The sequence below is a fragment of the Nocardioides luteus genome (genome assembly GCF_015752315.1).
Lineage (GTDB): Bacteria > Actinomycetota > Actinomycetes > Propionibacteriales > Nocardioidaceae > Nocardioides.
Window position 1 is genome coordinate 3352540 of record NZ_JADOVJ010000001.1, and the last position, 17202, is coordinate 3369741.

Below are 17202 nucleotides of genomic sequence, written 5' to 3' on the forward strand. Positions count from 1 at the left end.
CGGGGTGAACTTGGCCTCCTGAGCCGTTGGGACGGGCTCATTTCGGGCACTACCCAAATATGACGACGACAACTTTCGAGACAGACCTTCCCCGAGCCGAGCGCCAGCGTCTGACCTCAGAGCTGTTGGCGGCAGCACACGAGGCGGAAGGTGAGGAGCAGGACCGGCTCATCGAAGAGGTGATCCTGCTCAACGCGGCGGTCGCCCGCTCGATCGCCCACCGCTACACCGGCCGTGGCATCCCCCGCGCCGATCTGGAGCAGGTCGCGTACATCGCCCTGGTGCGGGCCGCGAAGAGCTTCCACCCGGACCGTGCCGACGATTTCCTCACCTACGCCGTGCCCACCATCCGGGGTGAGGTGAAGCGCTGGTTCCGTGACCACGGCTGGACCGTGCGCCCGCCGCGTCCCATCCAGGAGCTGCAGAGCACGCTGCTGCGGATCGGCTCCGAGCGCGGCAACCTGCCCACCTCCGAGCTGGCCGAGATCGCCGAGGTCCCCGAGCAGAAGGTACGCGAGGCGCTCGATGCCCGTGGCTGCTTCACCCCCTCCTCGCTGGACGCCCCGTTGCGCTCCGGCGACTCCCAGTCCTCGGGCGAAGCGACCATCGGCGACATGCTGCCGGGCATCGACGGCGGGCTCTCCGACTGCGAGACCCGGCTCGCGCTCGAGCAGGCGATCCACGCGCTGTGTCCGCGCGACCAGCTCGTGGTGCGGCTGCGCTTCCTGGAGGACCGCAGCCAGGCAGAGATCGGCGAGGCCATCGGCGTCACCCAGACGCAGGTCTCCCGCATCCTCACCCGCATCATCGACGAGCTCCGCGCCCAGCTCGAGGGCATGGAGATGGCCGCATGACCCGCACCCACCCCGGGTACGGGACCACGAAAGCCGACCCCGACACAAGGAGACCTGGCATGACGTACTCGACGATCACCGGTGAGCGCGACGACACCGCCCAGCGCTCGCTGTGGAATGGCACGCCCAAGACCAAGTGGCAGGAGTCGTCCTGGGGCAAGCGGATCGCGGCTGTCGCCGCCTTCCTGGTCCCCGCCGTGATGGCGGTCGCCACCACCGTCATCCGCAAGAAGGGAACCGACGCGCTGCTGCGGAGGTTCAAGGGAGGTCGGAAGACGTGAGGACGAAACGGAACATCTTCACCTTCGCGCTGGGTGGCGTCGCCGGCTACATCGTCGGCCGCTACCCTGCCGCGACCTACGAGACGCTGCGCGACGGAGCCGGCGTCACCGTCGGCATGGCACGTGAGCGGATCGGCACGATGAACCTTCCGTTCGGTCATGCGGGTGACCACCGGGCTCGCGCCACCCAGCCGGCGGAGGCCGGTGACGACGTCATCGAGCGCACCTCGACGGCGTACGTGTCGCGACCGCACCCGTAGCCCGTACGTCGGCTGTCTTCGGCGGCTGTCGGCTCCTCGAGCCGGCAGCCGCCGATCTGTCTGGGCTCCAATGAACCATCGGGGCTCCGTCTGGGCGGCAGGTTGTGATCACAACGACTCCGCCGCGCCACCCGGTGTGGGCGACGCGGCGGAGTCGATGGCCTCCAGGACGCCAGGCGGAGCCTGGCGGGAGTCCGCTCCTAGCGACCGACGGCCTTCTCGAGCTCGGCCTTGTTCATCTTCGAGCGGCCCTTGACGTTCTTGTCCTTGGCCTCTTCGTAGAGCTGGGCCTTGGTACGCCCACCGGGACCGCGGTGACTGCGCAGACCGCCACGGCGACCGGAGGAGATGTCCTCGGTCGAGGTGCGGCTGCTTTCGCGGGACTCGCCCTCGCGGGCACGTTCCTTGTTCACCGTGCGGGCGGCGATCTCCTCGGCGGTGTCCTCGTTCTCGCCGCGGTCGAGTAGGCCCTTCTTGATGTGCTCGTACTGGCGTTCGCGTTTCTTGCTCCAGGCACGTTGCGGCATCTCAGCTCCTCCTTCGCGTTCTCGGCGTCGTTCTCGGCTGATCGAAGCGCTCTTCGTCATCGGCGACGCGCTTGTTGCGGCGGGCGTCGTAGAGCCAGGCCGCGATGCCGACCAGGACGACGATCACCCCGATCACGGTGAAGATGACGGCTGGAGTACTCATGGAGAACCGGTACCCAGAACGGATGCCTCTTACGCGGCGACCGCGACCCGCATCCGGCGAAGGATCCGCGCGAGCGTTCGCGAGACCTGCGCCTGCGTCGCACCGATCCGCTCACCGATCTCGGCCTGGGTCAGGCCTTCGGCGTAGCGCAGCCGCAGGACCATCAGGTCGGTCTCGTCGAGCCCCTCCAGCGCCTCCCCCACCAGCACCCGTGCCTCGGCGCGGTCGAAGCCGGGATCGACCTCTCCCACCTGCTCCACGAGCGAGCCGGACTCGTCGTCCCCCTGCTGAGCGCGTACGCAGCGGGCCTGATCCCGGAAGCAGCGGCGCATCTCGCCCTTGGCCATCGGCACGGCATAGCTCAGGAACGCACCCTGCTCGGGGTCGTAGCGGCGGGCGGCCTTCACCAGCCCCATCCGCGCGGCCTGGCGCAGGTCCTCGACCTCGATGCCACGGCCCGAGTAGCGGGCAGCCAGTGAGCGTGCTACCGGGAGGTGGCGTACGACCAGATCTTCCTGCTGAGGGGCGAGAAGCGAGGGGCCCTGCTGGTTCCTGTCCATGGCTCGAGTCTGTCGCGCAGACCACCCGATGCCACGGGTTCGCGAGGTATTTGGCCCCCAGGGGTGAGCTCAACCCCCACAGCGCACTCACCCCTGAGGGTTAGAACCGCGGTCCCGGGTCCGTTGCCGAGACCGCGGCACCGACAGTGCGATCGTGGTGTCAGTCCCCGATCCCGAAGGCAGGGGAAAGTCACCCAGACTGCTCTGTCGATACGCTATCGGTAACCATCCTTGCCCCCACGGATGCACCCGATTCCACAGAATTCTCATCGGGGGGCGCGAACCCGTGGGTGATCGCCCAGCTGACCGCCTGGCTTCGGGTGGTGACCTGAATCTTTCGGTAGGCCTGACGGATGTGGCTCTTGAGCGTGTTCACGCTCACGACGAGCTTCTCGGCGATGTCCGCGTTGGACAGCCCCTGGGTGATCAGCGCGAGCACCTCGACCTCGCGGGTGGTGAGCCCGGCGACCGTGCCGAGCCGGTCCTCGCGCTCCCCGATCGGCTCACCGCTGGCCGTCATCTCGATCGCGCGAACGAGCTCACCGGCGTGCACGCTCATCGACACCCAGGCCTTGGCACCGAGCGAGTAGGCCTTGACGCGCAGGTCCGGCCGCATGTCGCGGCTGAAGATCAGCACGTTGGCGTCGGTCTCCTGCAGCAGGTGCACCAGATCGGAGCCGTCGGACAGGTGCAGACCGAGCGTGTCGTACAGGATCACGTCGACACCCGGAGCCTTGCTGCGAACCGACGGGAGGGCCGTCACGACCAGCCTGTCGGGATAGTCCGCAAGCATGGTGGTGAGCCCCCGCATGACAACCTCCTGCGGGCTGACCACGGCCACCCGCAACACCCCCTGCCTCATCACACCTGAACCTTCTCAGATCGATGGTCGGTTGGACAGGTGTATGGGCAGAACACGCCGTGGGTACCTGGGAAGACGTCCATCCAGATGCCCTGAGACAGGAGCAACCCATGTCCCACGTGACCGAAGACCTCAAGAAGGCCTCCGAGCTACCCGAGGGCGACGTGGTCAGGATCCTGCTGCAGCAGCACGCCGGCATCCGTCAGCTCTGCTCGACGGTCGGAAACTCCGAGGGCCCGGCCAAGCGCCAGGCGTTCGACGACCTCCGGGTCCTGCTCGCCGTGCACGAGACCGCCGAGGAGCTCGTCGTCCACCCGTTCGTCTCTGCCCACGGCGGCGAGACGCTCACCAAGGCGCTCAACGCCGACGAGAAGGAGGCCAGCGAGATGCTGGCCCGGCTCGAGGAGGTCGGCGTCGAGAGCCCCGAGTTCGACGAGAGCTTCCCCATCTTCCAGATCGTGGTCGAGCAGCATGCCGAGGAGGAGGAGCGCGTCGAGTTCCCGCTGCTGCTCAGCACCCTCGACGAGGCCGACCGCCGCACGATGGGCAAGCGGCTGACGGCGGCCGAGACGGTCGCACCGACCCATCCCCATCCCGGCGCCACGGGCTCGGTGCCGAAGCAGCTCGCCACGATGCCGTTCCACTCGATCGTGGACCGCGTCAAGGACGCGCTGAGCCGTTCCTGACGTCGCCCGTTCACGACGTGGCACAGTGGGTGCTGAACGGCATCGACGACAACATCGAAGTCCTCAGATGGGAGCAGAACATGGTCGAGAAGGAAACCCGGGACCCCGAGACCGGCGCCGACGAGAGCACCGAGGCCCCGATCCCCTTCCCCACCCCGGAGCGGGTCGAGGAGGAAGGCGAGGAGCGCGATCTTCAGGACGAGACCGAGGAAGAGACGTTCCCCGCCAGCGACCCCCAGTCCAGCTGGGCAGGCCCGGCGGATCCTCGGGACCGCTGACCCTCAGGCCAGGCCCCGGCGCTCCAGCAACGGAGCGATCGGGGCCGGACGGCCGCGCCACTCGGCATAGGACTGCAGCGGGTCGCGGGTGCCACCGATGCCGATCACATAGCGGACGTACGCCTCGCCGTTCTCCCTGGTCAGGCCGCCGTTCTCCTTGAACCACGCGACCGTGTCGGCGTCGAGCACCTCGGACCAGATGTAGGAGTAGTAGGCCGAGGCATAGCCGCCGAAGATGTGCTTGAAGTACGCCGTGTAGTAGCGCGGTCGCACCGCCGGGTTGTCCAGGCCGACCGCCGCCAGCGCGGCAGCCTCGAACTCCCCCACCGCCTCGGGTGACGTCGGTACGTCAGCAGGCCCGAGCTCGTGCCAGGCCAGGTCGATGAGCGCGGCGGCCAGGTATTCGGAGGTCGCGAACCCCTCGTTGAACGTGGCGGAGGCCTCCAGCTTGCCGAGCACGTCGGCCGGGATCGGCTCCCCGGTCTCGTAGTGCACCGCGTAGTTGGCGAGCACCTCGGGCCAGAGCATCCACATCTCGTTGACCTGCGACGGGTACTCGACGAAGTCGCGGTAGACCGAGGTCGCCGCGAACCGGGGGTAGGTGGCCCGCGCCAGCAGCCCGTGGAGCGCGTGCCCGAACTCGTGGAAGAGCGTGTTGACCTCGTCGAACGTCAGCAGCGTCGGCTCCCCCGGCGCCGGCTTGGGCACGTTGAGGTTGTTGGTCACGATCGCCGACGGCTCACCCAGCAGCGTGTTGGCGGTGACGTAGGAGTTCATCCACGCCCCGCCCTTCTTCGAGTCGCGGGTGTAGAGGTCGAGCAGGTAGAGCCCGATCGGCTCGCCATCGCGGAAGACCTCGAAGACGCGTACCTCGGGGTGGTAGCCCTGCAGGTCGGGCCGCTCCTCGAAGGTCAGCCCGTAGAGCTCGCGGGCGGCGAAGAAGACGCCGTCGCGCAGCACCCGGTCGGCCTCGAACCACGGCCGCAGGACGGCCAGGTCGACGTCGTACTCCGAGGCCCGGACCTTCTCCGCGTAGTAGGGCCAGTCCCAGGCCTCGATCGGCCCACCCGCGGACGCCTCGAGCGCGGCCTGCTCGGCCCGGGCGTTGCGGGCCGCCGGCGCGGCCAGCCGCTCCAGCATGTCGCGGACCGCCTTGGGCGTGCCGGCCGTGTTGTCGGCGGTGACCAGCCCCGCGTAGCTGTCGAAGCCGAGCAGCTGCGCCTTCTCGGCCCGCAGGCGCAGCACGTCGAGCGCGATGGAGCGGGTGTCGTGGTCGTTGCCCCGCGAGCCGCGCGCGAGCTCCGCCTCGAACAGCCGCCGGCGGAGGTCCCGGTTCTCCAGCACGGACAGGTAGGGGTGGGCGGTGAACAGCGTCAGCGTGATCAGGAACTTGCCCGCCAGCCCCCGTCCCTCGGCCGCGGCGGCGGCCGCCGAGATCTCGCCCGGGGTCAGCCCGGCGAGCTCCTCGACGGTGTCGACGACCACCGCGAGGTCGTTGGAGTCTGCCTGGGAGGCCTGCGCGAAGGCCGCCTCCAGCCCGGAGATCTCCTGGTTGAGCAGGCGCAGCCGGTCCTTCTCCGAAGGACCGAGCGCAGCACCCGCGAGCACGAAGTCGCGGTGGTAGCGCTCGACCAGGTAGCGGTCCTCGCCCTCCAGCTCGTCCCGCTTCTCGTAGACCGCGTTCACCCGGGCGAAGAGCGCGTCGTCGAGGAGCAGCGCGTCGTGGTGGGCCGCCAGCCGAGGAGCGTACGCAGCGTTGAGCTCGTCCAGGGCGTCGGAGGAGTCCGCGGAGAGCAGCGAGAAGAAGACTCGCAGGACCCGGTCCAGCGTCTCCCCCGACCGCTCCAGGGCGACCAGGGTGTTCTCGAAGGTCGGCTCCTCGGTGGAGGAGGTGATCGTGGTGAGCGCCGCCAGCTGCTCGGCCATCCCGTGCTCGATCGCCGGGCCGTAGTCGTCGATCGAGATGTCCTCGAATCGGGGCAGTCGGTGGGGCAGGTCGCTGGGCTCGAGTAGGGCGTCGATCACATCGCGCACGCTATCTGACACAGGCCGAGGGCGTCGCCGCGATATCGGCTACCTTGGGCCCCATGGCCGATTTCGATGACCTGCTTGCCGCGAACCGTGACTATGCCGAGAAGTTCGACAACGGAGGGTTCGACGGTGTCGCCCACGCCGGCGTCGCCATCGTGACCTGCATGGACTCCCGCATCGAGCCGCTCGCCATGCTGGGCCTGGGCCTGGGTGACGCCAAGATCTTCCGCAACCCCGGTGGCCGGGTGACCCCGCAGGCGATGGAGGCGCTGGTGCTCGGCGTGCACCTCCTCAACGTCAAGCGCATCCTCATCGTGCCCCACACCCGCTGCGCGGTCGCGTCCAACACCGAGGCCGAGCTGCGCGCCAAGCTCGCCGAGTCCGCCGGCCAGGACGCCTCCTGGCTCCATCTGCACGTCGTCGACGACCAGGTCCGCGCCCTCGCCGAGGACGTCGCCAAGGTCCGCTCGCACCCGTTCGTCCCCGAGGACGTCAAGGTCGGCGGGTTCATCTACGACGTCGACACCGGTCTGCTCAACCAGAAGGTCTGAGTCGGCGAACCCGCGAAGCGGGTCGAGATCTGCGATATCGGTGCAAACCCCGATGCGCGCTCACCACGGGTGAGCCAGAGTTGGGGTCGTGACCGACGCAGACCGACTCGAGATCGCCGCCCAGGCGATCGACCTGCACAAGACCTACGGGAAGGGCGCTGCGGAGGTTCGCGCGCTCGACGGCGTGAGCCTGGACCTCTACGCGGGACAGTTCACCGCCATCATGGGCCCCTCGGGCTCCGGCAAGTCGACGCTGATGCACTGCCTGGCCGCGCTCGACAAGCCCACCACCGGCGAGGTGATCGTCGGCGGCCGCAAGCTCGGCAGGATGCGCGACCGCCGGCTCACCGCGCTGCGTCGCGACAAGATCGGGTTCGTCTTCCAGGCGTTCAACCTGGTGCCGACGCTGACCGCGCAGGAGAACATCCTGCTGCCGCTCTCCCTGGCCCGGAAGAAGCCCGAGAAGGAGTGGTTCGACCAGGTCATCGACACGGTCGACCTGAGGCCACGGCTCAAGCACAAGCCGAGCGAGCTCTCCGGCGGGCAGCAGCAGCGGGTCGCCTGCGCCCGGGCGCTGGTGTCCAGGCCCGACATCGTCTTCGCCGACGAGCCGACCGGCAACCTCGACTCCACCTCGGCCGCCCAGGTGCTCGACTTCCTGCGCCGCAGCGTCGACGACCTCGGCCAGACCATCGTCATGGTCTCCCACGACCCGGTCGCCGCCTCCTACTGCGACCGGGTGGTCTTCCTGGCCGACGGCCGGATCGTCGACGAGCTGGCCAAGCCGAGCCGCGAGGAGATCCTGGCGCACATGTCCGACCTGCAGTCCCGGGCGATGGGTCTGGCCCCGATCAGCGAAGGCGCCTGAGGTGCTCCGGCTGACGCTGCGCAACCTCGCCGCGCACAAGGTGCGCCTGATCATGTCGACGCTCGCCATCGTCCTGGGCGTGGCGTTCCTGGCCGGTGTGCTCACGTTCTCGCACGGGCTCGACCGCACCTTCTCCGGCATCATCAACGGCTCCACCCCCGACGGCCAGGTGCGTCCGGTCAACAGCGCCAGCTCGGCCGAGGCCAGCCGCCCCGGCGGTGGCGGCGCGGCGATGCTGGAACCGGCGACCATCGAGAGGCTGCGTACGCTGCCGGAGGTCGCCCGCGCCGACGGGGTCGTCCAGGGCTTCGGTCTCTACGTCCTCGACACCGACGACAAGCTGGTCAGCAGCTCGGGCGCGCCGACGCTGGCCTTCAACCACACCGGCACCCCCAACCTGCTCGGCGAGCCGTCGCTCGAGCTCACCCGGGGAAGCTGGCCGACCGGGGAGAAGGAGCTCGTCCTCGACGAGGCGACCGCGAAGAAGGCCGGCTACCAGGTGGGTGACTCGGTCACGCTGATCGCGCCCCAGGGCGAGACCCGCCGCAAGGTCACCCTCACCGGCATCGCCGCCTTCAACGGCGGTGGCACCGCCGGCGCACAGCTGCTGATCTTCAGCACGCCCGGCGCACAGAGCCTGTTCACCGACGGCAAGGACGTCTACTCCGGGATCTCGCTGACCGCCGCCCCCGGGGTCAGCCAGAAGGAGCTCGCGAAGGCCGCGAGCACGGTGGTCCCGAAGGGCTTCGAGGCCGTCACCGGCGACACGGTGGTCGCCGAGTCCGAGGACGCCATCGGCGAGTTCCTCGACGTGATCTCGGTCTTCCTCATCGTCTTCGCGGTGATCGCGGTGATCGTCGGCGCCTTCATCATCGTCAACACCTTCTCGATCCTGATCGCGCAGCGCTCCCGTCAGCTGGCGCTGCTGCGCGCCCTGGGAGCCTCACGCCGCCAGGTCACCACCTCGGTGCTCTTCGAGGCGCTGGTGATGGCGCTGGTCGCGGCCACGCTCGGCATCCTCGCGGGCTGGGGACTCGCCCACGGGCTGGCCGCCGCCTTCCGCCAGGCCGGGCTCGAGATCGCCTCCGACGTCCTCGTCCTCACCCCGCGCACCATCTGGATCTCCTACGCCGTGGGCGTCTGCGTCACGCTCGCCGCCGCCCTGCTCCCGTCGCGACGGGCCGCCAAGGTGCCGCCGGTGGCGGCGATGCGCGAGGACACCCAGCCGCCGGCCAGATCCACCATCCTGCGTACGTCGGTGGGGCTCGTCCTGCTGGCCGCCGGCCTCGTGCTCGCGGCGATGCCGCGGATCGGGATCCCCGAGATCAGCCTGCCGGGCGGGTTCGACGTGCCCACCAGCCCGGCCCTGTGGGTGGGCGTCGGCGCCGGGGTCTCGATCCTCTCGGTCGCCTGGATCAGCGCGTTCCTGGGCCGCCCGGTGCTCGCGGCGCTGCGTACGGTCTCGGGGGCGGTCTTCGGGATGACCGGCAAGCTGGCCGGGCAGAACGCGATGCGCGACCCTCGGCGCACCGGCGCCACCGCCTCGGCGCTGATGATCGGGCTGGCGCTGGTCTCGCTGATCGGGGTGCTCGCCGCTTCGATGAACGCCTCGATCACCGATGTGGTCGAGGACCAGTTCAAGCCCGACCTGGTCGTGCAGAGCCCGACGTTCACCCCGTTCCCGACCTCGATCGGCGACGAGATGGAGAAGGTCGAGGGCGTGGCCACCGTCTCCCGGTCGCAGATCGCCCAGGCGGTCGTGGGCAAGGTCGATCTGCGCAACCCGAAGAACAACGAGGCCACGTTCCTCTTCGGCGTCGACGAGCACCTGTCCCGGGTCTACGACCTCGACGTGCTCGAGGGCAGCGACGACGTCAAGCCGGGTCAGGTGCTCGTCACCGACGAGGCCGCGAAGAAGCACAAGTGGCGGCTCGGTGACCGCATCGATCTCACCTTCGTCAGCGGCCGCCAGGCGCACCCGCAGATCAGCGGGATCATCGCGGAGAGCCAGGTGACCGGGGACATCACGGTGCGCATCGAGGACCTGGTGGCGGCCAAGGTGCCGCGGGAGGACGCCTCGCTCAGCATCCTGCTCGCGCGCGGAGCCGATCCGGCCGTCGTCCACGACCGCCTCGACAAGCTCGTCGAGGACCGTCCCGTGGTCGCGGTGCAGGACAAGGACGAGTTCGCCGAGTCGATCAAGGGGCAGGTCAACCAGCTGCTCTACATGATCTACGGCCTGCTCGCGCTGGCGATCGTGATCGCGGTGATCGGCATCGTCAACACCCTCGGCCTCAGCGTCATCGAGCGCACCCGCGAGATCGGCCTGCTGCGCGCCATCGGGCTCTCCCGCGGCCAGCTGCGCCGGATGATCACCCTGGAGTCGGTGACGATCGCGGTCCTCGGGGCGGTGCTCGGGCTCGGCCTGGGCGTGCTCTTCGGGGTGCTGCTGCGCGATGCCCTGCGCGATGACCTGACCAGCCTGTGGGTGCCGCTCGACCAGCTGGCCGTCTTCCTGGGGATCGCGGTGGTCGTCGGTGTCCTGGCCGCCCTCCTGCCCGCCGTGCGCGCCGGGAGGGAAGACGTCCTCAAGGCGATCGCCACGGAGTAGCCTGCGGGGGTGAGCAACGAGCGTCGCGCAGACCTGCCCGAACCCACCCTCCGCGTCAGCGAGCCGGAGACGGCCGCGGTGGGGATCCCCGGGGTGGCGCACTCGATGGAGTACGCGCTGCGTGAGATGGGACCCGTGCGCAGCCTGCAGACGCTGCTCAAGGTCAACCAGGTCGGCGGCTTCGACTGCCCCTCCTGCGCGTGGCCGGACCCCGACCACCGCAAGGCGGCCGAGTTCTGCGAGAACGGCGCCAAGGCGGTGGCGTGGGAGGCGACCCGCAAGCGGGTCGACCGTGCCTTCTTCGCGGCCAACTCGGTCGCCTCCCTCGACGAGCGCGACGACCACTGGCTGGAGGCGCAGGGCCGGCTGACCGAGCCGATGTACATCGGCCCCGACGACACCCACTACTCCCCGATCTCGTGGTCGGACGCGATCTCGCTGATCGCGGACCGCATGCGCGCCACCGCCCCTGACCGTTCCGTCTTCTACACCTCGGGCCGGGCGTCCAACGAGGCCGCGTTCGCCTACCAGCTGCTCGCCCGCCAGCTCGGCACCAACAACCTGCCCGACTGCTCCAACATGTGCCACGAGTCCAGCGGCACCGCTCTCGGCGAGGTCATCGGCATCGGCAAGGGCACCGTCACCTACGACGACCTGGCCGAACACTCCGACCTCATCTTCGTCGTCGGCCAGAACCCCGGCACCAACCACCCGCGGATGCTGACCGCGCTCGAGTCCGCCAAGGAGCACGGCGCCAAGGTGGTGTCGGTCAACCCGCTCCGCGAGGCCGGTCTGGGGCGGTTCCGCAACCCCCAGACCGTACGCGGCGTCAGCGGTGTCGGCACCAAGCTGGCCGACATGCACGTACCTGTGCAGGTCAACGGCGACCTCGCGCTGTTCGCCGGGATCAACAAGGTCCTCGTCGAGCGCGACGCCGTCGACCACGCGTTCCTGGAGGCGCACACCGACGGCTTCGAGGTCGCGGCGCAGGCCTGGGCCGCGATGGAGTGGGACGAGATCACCCGGCTCAGCGGCATCTCGCGCGAGGTGATCGAGTCGCTCGCCGACCTCGTCGAGACCCGGGACCGCATCATCGTGTGCTGGGCGATGGGCCTGACCCAGCACAAGAACTCGGTCGCCACGATCCGCGAGATCGCCTCGTTCCTGCTGCTGCGCGGCAACATCGGCAAGCCCGGTGCGGGTGCGTGCCCGGTCCGTGGCCACTCCAACGTGCAGGGCGACCGCACGATGGGCATCTGGGAGAAGCCGCCGGCCTGGTTCCTCGACGCGGTCCGTGACGAGTTCGGCATCACGCCGCCGCGCGAGGAGGGCTACGACGTGGTCGCCGCGATCGAGGCGATGCGCGACGGCGCCGTCGACGTCTTCCTCGCTCTCGGCGGCAACTTCGCCGCCGCGACGCCCGACACCGCGGTCACCACCGCGGCGCTCGCCGACGTCGGTCTCACCGTCCAGATCTCGACCAAGCTCAACCGCAGCCACCTCCACCACGGCCGCGAGGGCCTGATCCTGCCGTGCCTGGGCCGCACCGAGCGCGACGAGACCGGCGGCCGGGAGCAGTACGTCACCGTCGAGGACTCGATGGGCATGGTCCACGCCTCCCACGGCCGCCTGCTCCCGGGCTCGAAGGAGCTGCGCAGCGAGGTCGGCATCATCTGCGCGATCGGCGAGGCGCTCTTCGGCTCGGACCAGGGCATCGACTGGGCCACGATGGGCGTCGACTACTCCCGGATCCGTTGGCACATCTCGGCCGTCATCCCCGGGTTCGAGGACTTCGAGGCCCGCCTGAAGGCGCCCGGCGGCTTCGCCCTGCCCAACGGCCCCCGCGACTCCCGCACCTTCAACACCGCGACCGGGCGCGCCCGGGTCACCGCCAACCCGCTGACCGCGGTCACCGCTCCCCCCGGACACCTGCTGCTCCAGACGCTGCGCTCCCACGACCAGTTCAACACCACGGTCTACGGCTACGACGACCGCTACCGCGGCATCAAGGGCGGGCGCCGCGTCGTCTTCGTCAACCCCGAGGACCTCCTCGAGCTCGGCGTCGCCGACGGCGACACCGTCGACATCGTCTCGGTCTGGACCGACGGCGAGCGTCGCGCCGCGGGCTTCCGTGTCGTCGCCTACTCGACCCCGCGCGGCTCCGCCGCGGCGTACTTCCCGGAGACGAACGTCCTCATCCCGCTCGACTCCTACGCCGACGGCAGCCGCACCCCGACCTCGAAGTCGGTCGTCGTGCGCCTGGAGGCGCGCTAGCCGGGAATTACATTGCGGGTGTCTGTGTTGGCACCTAACGTGATGCGCATGTTCCGCGTGGTTTCCGAGTTCGACCTGTCAGGCAAGAGCCTGACGGGCGCTCCCACGTGGGCTCCGTCAGTCGATTGCACCGGCGCTCGAAGCTGACCCTCCTCCTGCCTCGCAGGACCCGCGGAGGAGGGTGGCCCGCACCGGCCCCCTCATCGCGGTGACAGCGCTGTGAGGGCTTGCCGGAGGGTCCTGGCTCACCCCGAAATCTTCTGACGGACAAAGGAACTCTCATGGCCAAGAGCCAGTTCGTGCGGACCAAGCCGCACCTCAACATCGGGACGATGGGTCACGTCGACCACGGCAAGACGACGCTGACCGCCGCGATCACCAAGGTGCTCGCGGAGCGCGACCCGAGCGTGAACCGCTTCATCGCCTTCGACGGCATCGACCGTGCGCCGGAGGAGCTGCAGCGCGGGATCACGATCAACATCTCGCACGTCGAGTACGAGACCGCGACCCGGCACTACGCGCACGTCGACATGCCCGGGCACGCCGACTACGTGAAGAACATGATCACCGGCGCCGCCCAGGTGGACGCCGCCATCCTCGTCGTCTCCGCTCAGGACGGCGCCATGCCGCAGACGCGGGAGCACGTGCTGCTCGCGCGCCGGGTGGGGGTGCCCTACCTGGTGGTGGCGCTCAACAAGGCCGACACCGTCGACGACCCGGAGCTGCTCGACCTGGTCGAGCTGGAGGTCCGTGACCTCCTCTCCGAGTACGGGTTCCCCGGTGACGACGTGCCGGTGGTCCGGGTGTCCGGGCTGAAGGCGCTGGAGGGCGAGCCGGAGTGGACCGCCGCGATCGGCGACCTGCTGGACGCGATCGACGACTACGTGCCGGTGCCGGAGCGTGAGCTCGGCGAGCCGTTCCTGATGCCGATCGAGAACGTCGTCACCATCACCGGCCGCGGCACCGTGGTCACCGGTGCCGTCGAGCGCGGCTCGCTGAAGGTCGGCGACGCGGTCGAGGTCGTGGGCCTCGGCTCGACGATCACCAGCACGGCGATCGGTCTGGAGACGTTCGGCAAGTCGCTGGAGTCCGCCGAGGCGGGCGACAACGCGGCCGTGCTGCTGCGTGGCGTCAAGCGCGACGAGGTCCGTCGCGGCCAGGTGGTGGCACTGCCGGGCAGCGTACGGCCGCACCGGAGGTTCCGGGCGAACCTGCACGCGCTGTCCACCTCCGAGGGCGGCCGGCACACGCCGTTCGCCGCGGACTACCGGCCGCAGTTCTACTTCCGGACCACGGACGTGCCCGGCGGGATCGACCTGGGTGACATCGCCCTGGTGATGCCCGGCGACACGATCGAGCTCGGGGTGGAGCTGGAGAAGCCGATCGCGATGGACGTCGGACTCGGCTTCGCGGTCCGTGAGGGTGGTCGCACCGTGGCCGCAGGCACCGTGACCGAGCTGCTCGACTGACCCAGCCGACGAGGAACGGCCCCCAACCTGTTGGGGGCCGTTTCTGCTGCTCCGGCTAGCTCCGCGGGCGCCACCGCTTCCACAGCGCCTCGCCCTCGGCGCGGACCTTCCCGTCCCACTCCAGCCGCACCAGCGAGGTGATCTCGTCCTCGCTGGCGTCCTTGGTCGAGGCGATCAGCGTGACCGGCTCCCGGAGCGGAGCCGGCCGGCGGTAACGTACGTCGATCCCGGCCGTCACGTAGGCCAGCGACTCCCCCTCGGCGGGCATCCAGCCGTTGAGGAAGGCCTCCTGGTGCACCGCGGCGGCGCTGTGACAGTCGAGCAGGGTCGCGATGATCCCGCCGTTGAGGAACCCGCCGCCGTTGTCGTGCTGCGGCCACGGCTGGAAGGTCGCGGTCACGCTCCCGTCCAGCTGCGGATAGCTCTTCAGCTGGAGCCCCTCCGCGTTGGCCGGCCCGCACCCGAAGCAGGTCATCGCCGGCCACCACTCGTCCTGCAACGCGATCATCTTCACCGCGCCACCATAACCAGCATCAGCCGATCCCGGTCCGGAAGCCCTCGCGCCAGGTCGGATAGGACGGGGTCCAGCCGAGCTCGCGCTTGGCCTTGGCGTTGGACGACCCGCGCACCGAGGTCATCAGGGCGACCCCGAACTCGCCGATCAGCGGCCGCGCCAGCCAGGCCGGCAGCCGCATCGGGTTGCGGCCACCGACCTGTTCGGCCAGGTACGGCATCCACTGGTTCACCGGCGCGGGCTCGTCGTCGACGATGTTGTAGATGCCCGGCGCGCCCCGGTCGATGGCCGCGACGGTCGCGGCGGCCACGTCGTCGATGTGGACGAACGACCACACCCCCGTGCCGCCGCCGACCACCGGCATCTTCCCCTTGCGCAGCAGCTCACCGATGGCGCCGTCACGGGACGCGGCGTTGCCGGGGCCGTAGAAGTTGCCGTAGCGCAGCACGACGCCTTCGAGGTCGGATCCATCGGAGGTCGAGCCTGTCGAGACCACCGCGTCCTCCAGGTGGCGGATCGCCGCCAGGGTGCCGCGCGCCTCCTTGCCGGGGTCGGCGATGAGCGGGGCGGTCTCGTCCTTGACCCACCCGCCGGTGCGCTCGAGGGTCCAGCCGCCCCCGAAGCTCTGCGCCACGAACCGCCGCACGCCGCCCGCCCGAGCCGCCGCCAGCAGGTGGTCGGTGCCCTCGGTACGCAGCCGGTTGGTCATGGCGAACTCACGGTCGAACTTCTTCAGGTTCCCGCTGAGCCCGCCCAGCGCGGTGAGCTGGTGGACGATCACCTCGGGCGAGGCCTTGGCGACGGCGTCCTGGACGCTCTGCGCGTTCAGCGGGTCCATCACGATCCCGGTCGCGCCCAGGCCCGCCAGCATCTCGCACCCCGCCTCGTGGCGGGTCGAGCCGTACACCTCGTGTCCGGCGGCCACCAGCAGCGGCACCATCCTGATGCCGACCGCGCCGGTTCCGCCTGCGATGAAGATGCGCATTGCATGTTCCTTTCGTCGATGTCTGATCCCACCGACGAAACGACCTGCGCTCCTGTGACAGCTGGCGTAAGGTCCTGCACTCGTGGACCTCGCAAGCGCCCATGACGGGCTCCGCCCGCTGATGTTCTCGATCGCCTACCGGATGCTCGGCAGCGTCGCCGAGGCGGAGGACATCGTGCAGGAGGCGTTCCTGCGGATGCACCGCAGCACGCAGGAGTCGGGCGAGGTCGAGAACCTGGATGCGTACGCCACCACGGTCACCACCCGGATCGCCATCGACACCCTGCGCTCGGCCCGCCACCGACGCGAGCAGTACGTCGGGCCGTGGCTGCCCGAGCCGATCCTGGTCTCCGACGAGGACCCCGCGCACCGTCTCGAGCTCGACGAGACCGTGAGCACCGCGTTCCTGGTCCTGCTGGAGTCGCTCACGCCCGTCGAGCGCGCGGTCTTCGTGCTGCGCGAGGTGATGGGCTACGACTACGACGACATCGCCCCGATCGTCGACAAGAGCGCGACCAACTGCCGCCAGATCTTCACCCGCGCCCGCAAGCGGATCGCCGACGGCACGCCACGCTTCGAGCCCTCGGCCGAGCGCCGCGACCAGCTCGCCGCCCAGTTCGTCGCCGCGCTGTCCGCGAGCGACGTCAGCGGCCTGGAGCGGCTGCTCGCCGACGACGTCGTGTTCGTCGCCGACGGCGGCGGGCGGGCTCCGGCCATCCAGAAGCCGATGCTCGGCGCCGTCGCGGTCGCCCGCTTCCTGCTCGGGCTCATGCGCCAGGGCGAGCGCCTCGGCGTACGCCTCGAGCTGTCCTACGCCAACGGCCAGCCGGCGATGCTCACCCGTGGCGCCGACGGCGCCCTGCTCGGCGTCATCGCGCTCGACGTCGACGGCGGGCGGATCGTCCGCATGCACAACGTCCTCAACCCCGACAAGCTCGGCCACCTGGGCGAGGTCGGCGACCTCTTCGCGCTGCTGGCGGAGCGCTGAGGATCCACCCGCTCCGGGGCGCTACCCGTCCAGAAACGTACGCAGCGACTGGTCGACCAACGGCCGCCCCAGCGCTCCGTCGGCCAGTGCCTCGCGCAGCGCCGCGACCGAGTCGAGGTCGCCGACGAGGGTGACCAGGTCACCGACCTCCTCGCCGATCTCGGCCGGGCTGGTCGCCGCGACGGGCCGGTCCAGCAGGAGCGGACAGTCGACCGGGCCACCCTCGGGCTCGGGATGGCCCAGCGCCGCGACCCAGCAGCCGATCTCGAAGCGCAGCGGCGCAGTCGGTCCGGCGCCCTGGGCGCGCAGGTCGATGTACCAGACGATGTCGTCGCTCTTGGGGTCACCGAGCCGGTGGTGGCCCTTGCGCAGCGGCATGCCGCCAGCCTTGAACGCCTTGGTCGCTGCCGTCCGTGCTGCCTTCTGATCCACCGTGGCGC

At 69.9% G+C, this 17202-nt stretch carries 19 protein-coding genes; 11 read left to right on the top strand and 8 right to left on the bottom strand.

Translation table 11 applies throughout. The features are described from left to right. The first annotated feature begins 59 nt into the window (after positions 1 to 59). Genes HD557_RS16095 through HD557_RS16105 form a run of 3 tightly spaced genes read left to right on the top strand, consistent with a single transcriptional unit; the run spans position 60 to position 1395 of the window. A complete protein-coding gene (locus tag HD557_RS16095; RefSeq protein ID WP_196874626.1) occupies positions 60 to 854 on the top strand; it encodes a sigma-70 family RNA polymerase sigma factor in 795 nt (264 codons plus the stop codon). 59 nt (positions 855 to 913) lie between these two features. After that, positions 914 to 1135: a hypothetical protein gene (locus HD557_RS16100; protein ID WP_196874627.1), complete on the top strand. Its 222-nt coding sequence runs from the start codon at positions 914 to 916 to the stop codon at positions 1133 to 1135. Further along, positions 1132 to 1395: a hypothetical protein gene (locus HD557_RS16105; protein WP_008361796.1), complete on the top strand. Its 264-nt coding sequence runs from the start codon at positions 1132 to 1134 to the stop codon at positions 1393 to 1395. The genes HD557_RS16100 and HD557_RS16105 overlap by 4 nt, the downstream gene beginning before the upstream one ends. A 200-nt stretch (positions 1396 to 1595) precedes the next feature. Here HD557_RS16105 and HD557_RS16110 read toward each other — a convergent pair whose 3' ends face one another. The 4 genes from HD557_RS16110 to HD557_RS16125 form a co-directional block, all read right to left on the bottom strand. Next, complete coding sequence (locus tag HD557_RS16110) at positions 1596 to 1922, bottom strand: plasmid stabilization protein (protein WP_196874628.1); 327 nt, start codon at positions 1920 to 1922, stop codon at positions 1596 to 1598. A gap of 1 nt (position 1923) precedes the next feature. Continuing rightward, positions 1924 to 2085 carry a hypothetical protein gene (locus HD557_RS16115; RefSeq protein WP_196874629.1) on the bottom strand — a complete coding sequence of 54 codons (162 nt, stop codon included), beginning with the start codon at positions 2083 to 2085 and terminating at the stop codon, positions 1924 to 1926. Between the two features lie 29 nt (positions 2086 to 2114). Then, positions 2115 to 2645, bottom strand: a complete 531-nt coding sequence (locus HD557_RS16120) for a sigma-70 family RNA polymerase sigma factor (RefSeq protein WP_196874630.1) — start codon at positions 2643 to 2645, stop codon at positions 2115 to 2117. A 190-nt stretch (positions 2646 to 2835) separates the two neighbouring features. After that, the gene (locus tag HD557_RS16125; RefSeq protein WP_231380321.1) at positions 2836 to 3507 is read right to left on the bottom strand and encodes a response regulator transcription factor; all 672 of its coding nucleotides are present in this window, start codon (positions 3505 to 3507) and stop codon (positions 2836 to 2838) included. 110 nt (positions 3508 to 3617) lie between these two features. On the opposite strand from HD557_RS16125, the gene HD557_RS16130 reads away from it, so the two are divergent. Both HD557_RS16130 and HD557_RS16135 read left to right on the top strand, forming a co-directional pair. Next, a complete protein-coding gene (locus HD557_RS16130) occupies positions 3618 to 4193 on the top strand; it encodes a hemerythrin domain-containing protein (protein WP_196874631.1) in 576 nt (191 codons plus the stop codon). 80 nt (positions 4194 to 4273) lie between these two features. Next, positions 4274 to 4471 carry a hypothetical protein gene (locus tag HD557_RS16135; protein ID WP_196874632.1) on the top strand — a complete coding sequence of 66 codons (198 nt, stop codon included), beginning with the start codon at positions 4274 to 4276 and terminating at the stop codon, positions 4469 to 4471. A 3-nt stretch (positions 4472 to 4474) separates the two neighbouring features. On the opposite strand, the gene HD557_RS16140 is transcribed toward HD557_RS16135, so the two are convergent. Continuing rightward, entirely contained in the window at positions 4475 to 6496 is a 2022-nt protein-coding gene (locus HD557_RS16140) for a M3 family metallopeptidase (RefSeq protein ID WP_196874633.1), read from the bottom strand. A gap of 62 nt (positions 6497 to 6558) precedes the next feature. On the opposite strand from HD557_RS16140, the gene HD557_RS16145 reads away from it, so the two are divergent. From HD557_RS16145 to tuf, 5 genes are all read left to right on the top strand, one after another. Then, positions 6559 to 7053 (top strand): beta-class carbonic anhydrase, encoded by a 495-nt coding sequence (locus tag HD557_RS16145; RefSeq protein WP_008361809.1) that lies wholly within the window; start codon positions 6559 to 6561, stop codon positions 7051 to 7053. A gap of 88 nt (positions 7054 to 7141) precedes the next feature. Then, entirely contained in the window at positions 7142 to 7921 is a 780-nt protein-coding gene (locus HD557_RS16150) for an ABC transporter ATP-binding protein (RefSeq protein WP_196874634.1), read from the top strand. Between the two features lies 1 nt (position 7922). Further along, positions 7923 to 10532, top strand: a complete 2610-nt coding sequence (locus HD557_RS16155) for an ABC transporter permease (RefSeq protein ID WP_008361813.1) — start codon at positions 7923 to 7925, stop codon at positions 10530 to 10532. Between the two features lie 9 nt (positions 10533 to 10541). After that, positions 10542 to 12806, top strand: coding sequence for an FdhF/YdeP family oxidoreductase (locus tag HD557_RS16160; RefSeq protein WP_196874635.1), 2265 nt, complete (start codon positions 10542 to 10544; stop codon positions 12804 to 12806). A gap of 281 nt (positions 12807 to 13087) precedes the next feature. After that, on the top strand, positions 13088 to 14275 hold the full coding sequence (tuf, locus tag HD557_RS16165; RefSeq protein ID WP_196874636.1) for an elongation factor Tu: 1188 nt from the start codon (positions 13088 to 13090) through the stop codon (positions 14273 to 14275). A gap of 55 nt (positions 14276 to 14330) precedes the next feature. Here tuf and HD557_RS16170 read toward each other — a convergent pair whose 3' ends face one another. Continuing rightward, positions 14331 to 14783 carry a PaaI family thioesterase gene (locus tag HD557_RS16170; RefSeq protein WP_231381256.1) on the bottom strand — a complete coding sequence of 151 codons (453 nt, stop codon included), beginning with the start codon at positions 14781 to 14783 and terminating at the stop codon, positions 14331 to 14333. Between the two features lie 25 nt (positions 14784 to 14808). Next, positions 14809 to 15774 carry an NAD-dependent epimerase/dehydratase family protein gene (locus tag HD557_RS16175; protein WP_196874638.1) on the bottom strand — a complete coding sequence of 322 codons (966 nt, stop codon included), beginning with the start codon at positions 15772 to 15774 and terminating at the stop codon, positions 14809 to 14811. Between the two features lie 82 nt (positions 15775 to 15856). Here HD557_RS16175 and HD557_RS16180 point away from each other — a divergent pair, with 82 nt between their 5' ends. Continuing rightward, on the top strand, positions 15857 to 16762 hold the full coding sequence (locus HD557_RS16180; protein ID WP_196874639.1) for an RNA polymerase sigma-70 factor: 906 nt from the start codon (positions 15857 to 15859) through the stop codon (positions 16760 to 16762). 21 nt (positions 16763 to 16783) lie between these two features. Here HD557_RS16180 and HD557_RS16185 read toward each other — a convergent pair whose 3' ends face one another. Continuing rightward, the gene (locus tag HD557_RS16185; protein ID WP_196874640.1) at positions 16784 to 17194 is read right to left on the bottom strand and encodes a hypothetical protein; all 411 of its coding nucleotides are present in this window, start codon (positions 17192 to 17194) and stop codon (positions 16784 to 16786) included. Between the last annotated feature and the right edge of the window lie 8 nt (positions 17195 to 17202).

Excerpts from the sequence above, each read along its gene's own strand:
- HD557_RS16135 (WP_196874632.1), top strand. The coding sequence starts at position 4,274 with ATGGTCGAGAAGGAAACCCGGGACCCCGAGACCGGCGCCGACGAGAGC.
- HD557_RS16095 (WP_196874626.1), top strand. The coding sequence starts at position 60 with ATGACGACGACAACTTTCGAGACAGACCTTCCCCGAGCCGAGCGCCAG.
- HD557_RS16175 (WP_196874638.1), bottom strand. The coding sequence starts at position 15,774 with ATGCGCATCTTCATCGCAGGCGGAACCGGCGCGGTCGGCATCAGGATG.
- HD557_RS16100 (WP_196874627.1), top strand. The coding sequence starts at position 914 with ATGACGTACTCGACGATCACCGGTGAGCGCGACGACACCGCCCAGCGC.
- tuf (WP_196874636.1), top strand. The coding sequence starts at position 13,088 with ATGGCCAAGAGCCAGTTCGTGCGGACCAAGCCGCACCTCAACATCGGG.
- HD557_RS16170 (WP_231381256.1), bottom strand. The coding sequence starts at position 14,783 with ATGATCGCGTTGCAGGACGAGTGGTGGCCGGCGATGACCTGCTTCGGG.
- HD557_RS16115 (WP_196874629.1), bottom strand. The coding sequence starts at position 2,085 with ATGAGTACTCCAGCCGTCATCTTCACCGTGATCGGGGTGATCGTCGTC.
- HD557_RS16120 (WP_196874630.1), bottom strand. The coding sequence starts at position 2,645 with ATGGACAGGAACCAGCAGGGCCCCTCGCTTCTCGCCCCTCAGCAGGAA.
- HD557_RS16110 (WP_196874628.1), bottom strand. The coding sequence starts at position 1,922 with ATGCCGCAACGTGCCTGGAGCAAGAAACGCGAACGCCAGTACGAGCAC.
- HD557_RS16130 (WP_196874631.1), top strand. The coding sequence starts at position 3,618 with ATGTCCCACGTGACCGAAGACCTCAAGAAGGCCTCCGAGCTACCCGAG.
- HD557_RS16125 (WP_231380321.1), bottom strand. The coding sequence starts at position 3,507 with ATGAGGCAGGGGGTGTTGCGGGTGGCCGTGGTCAGCCCGCAGGAGGTT.
- HD557_RS16145 (WP_008361809.1), top strand. The coding sequence starts at position 6,559 with ATGGCCGATTTCGATGACCTGCTTGCCGCGAACCGTGACTATGCCGAG.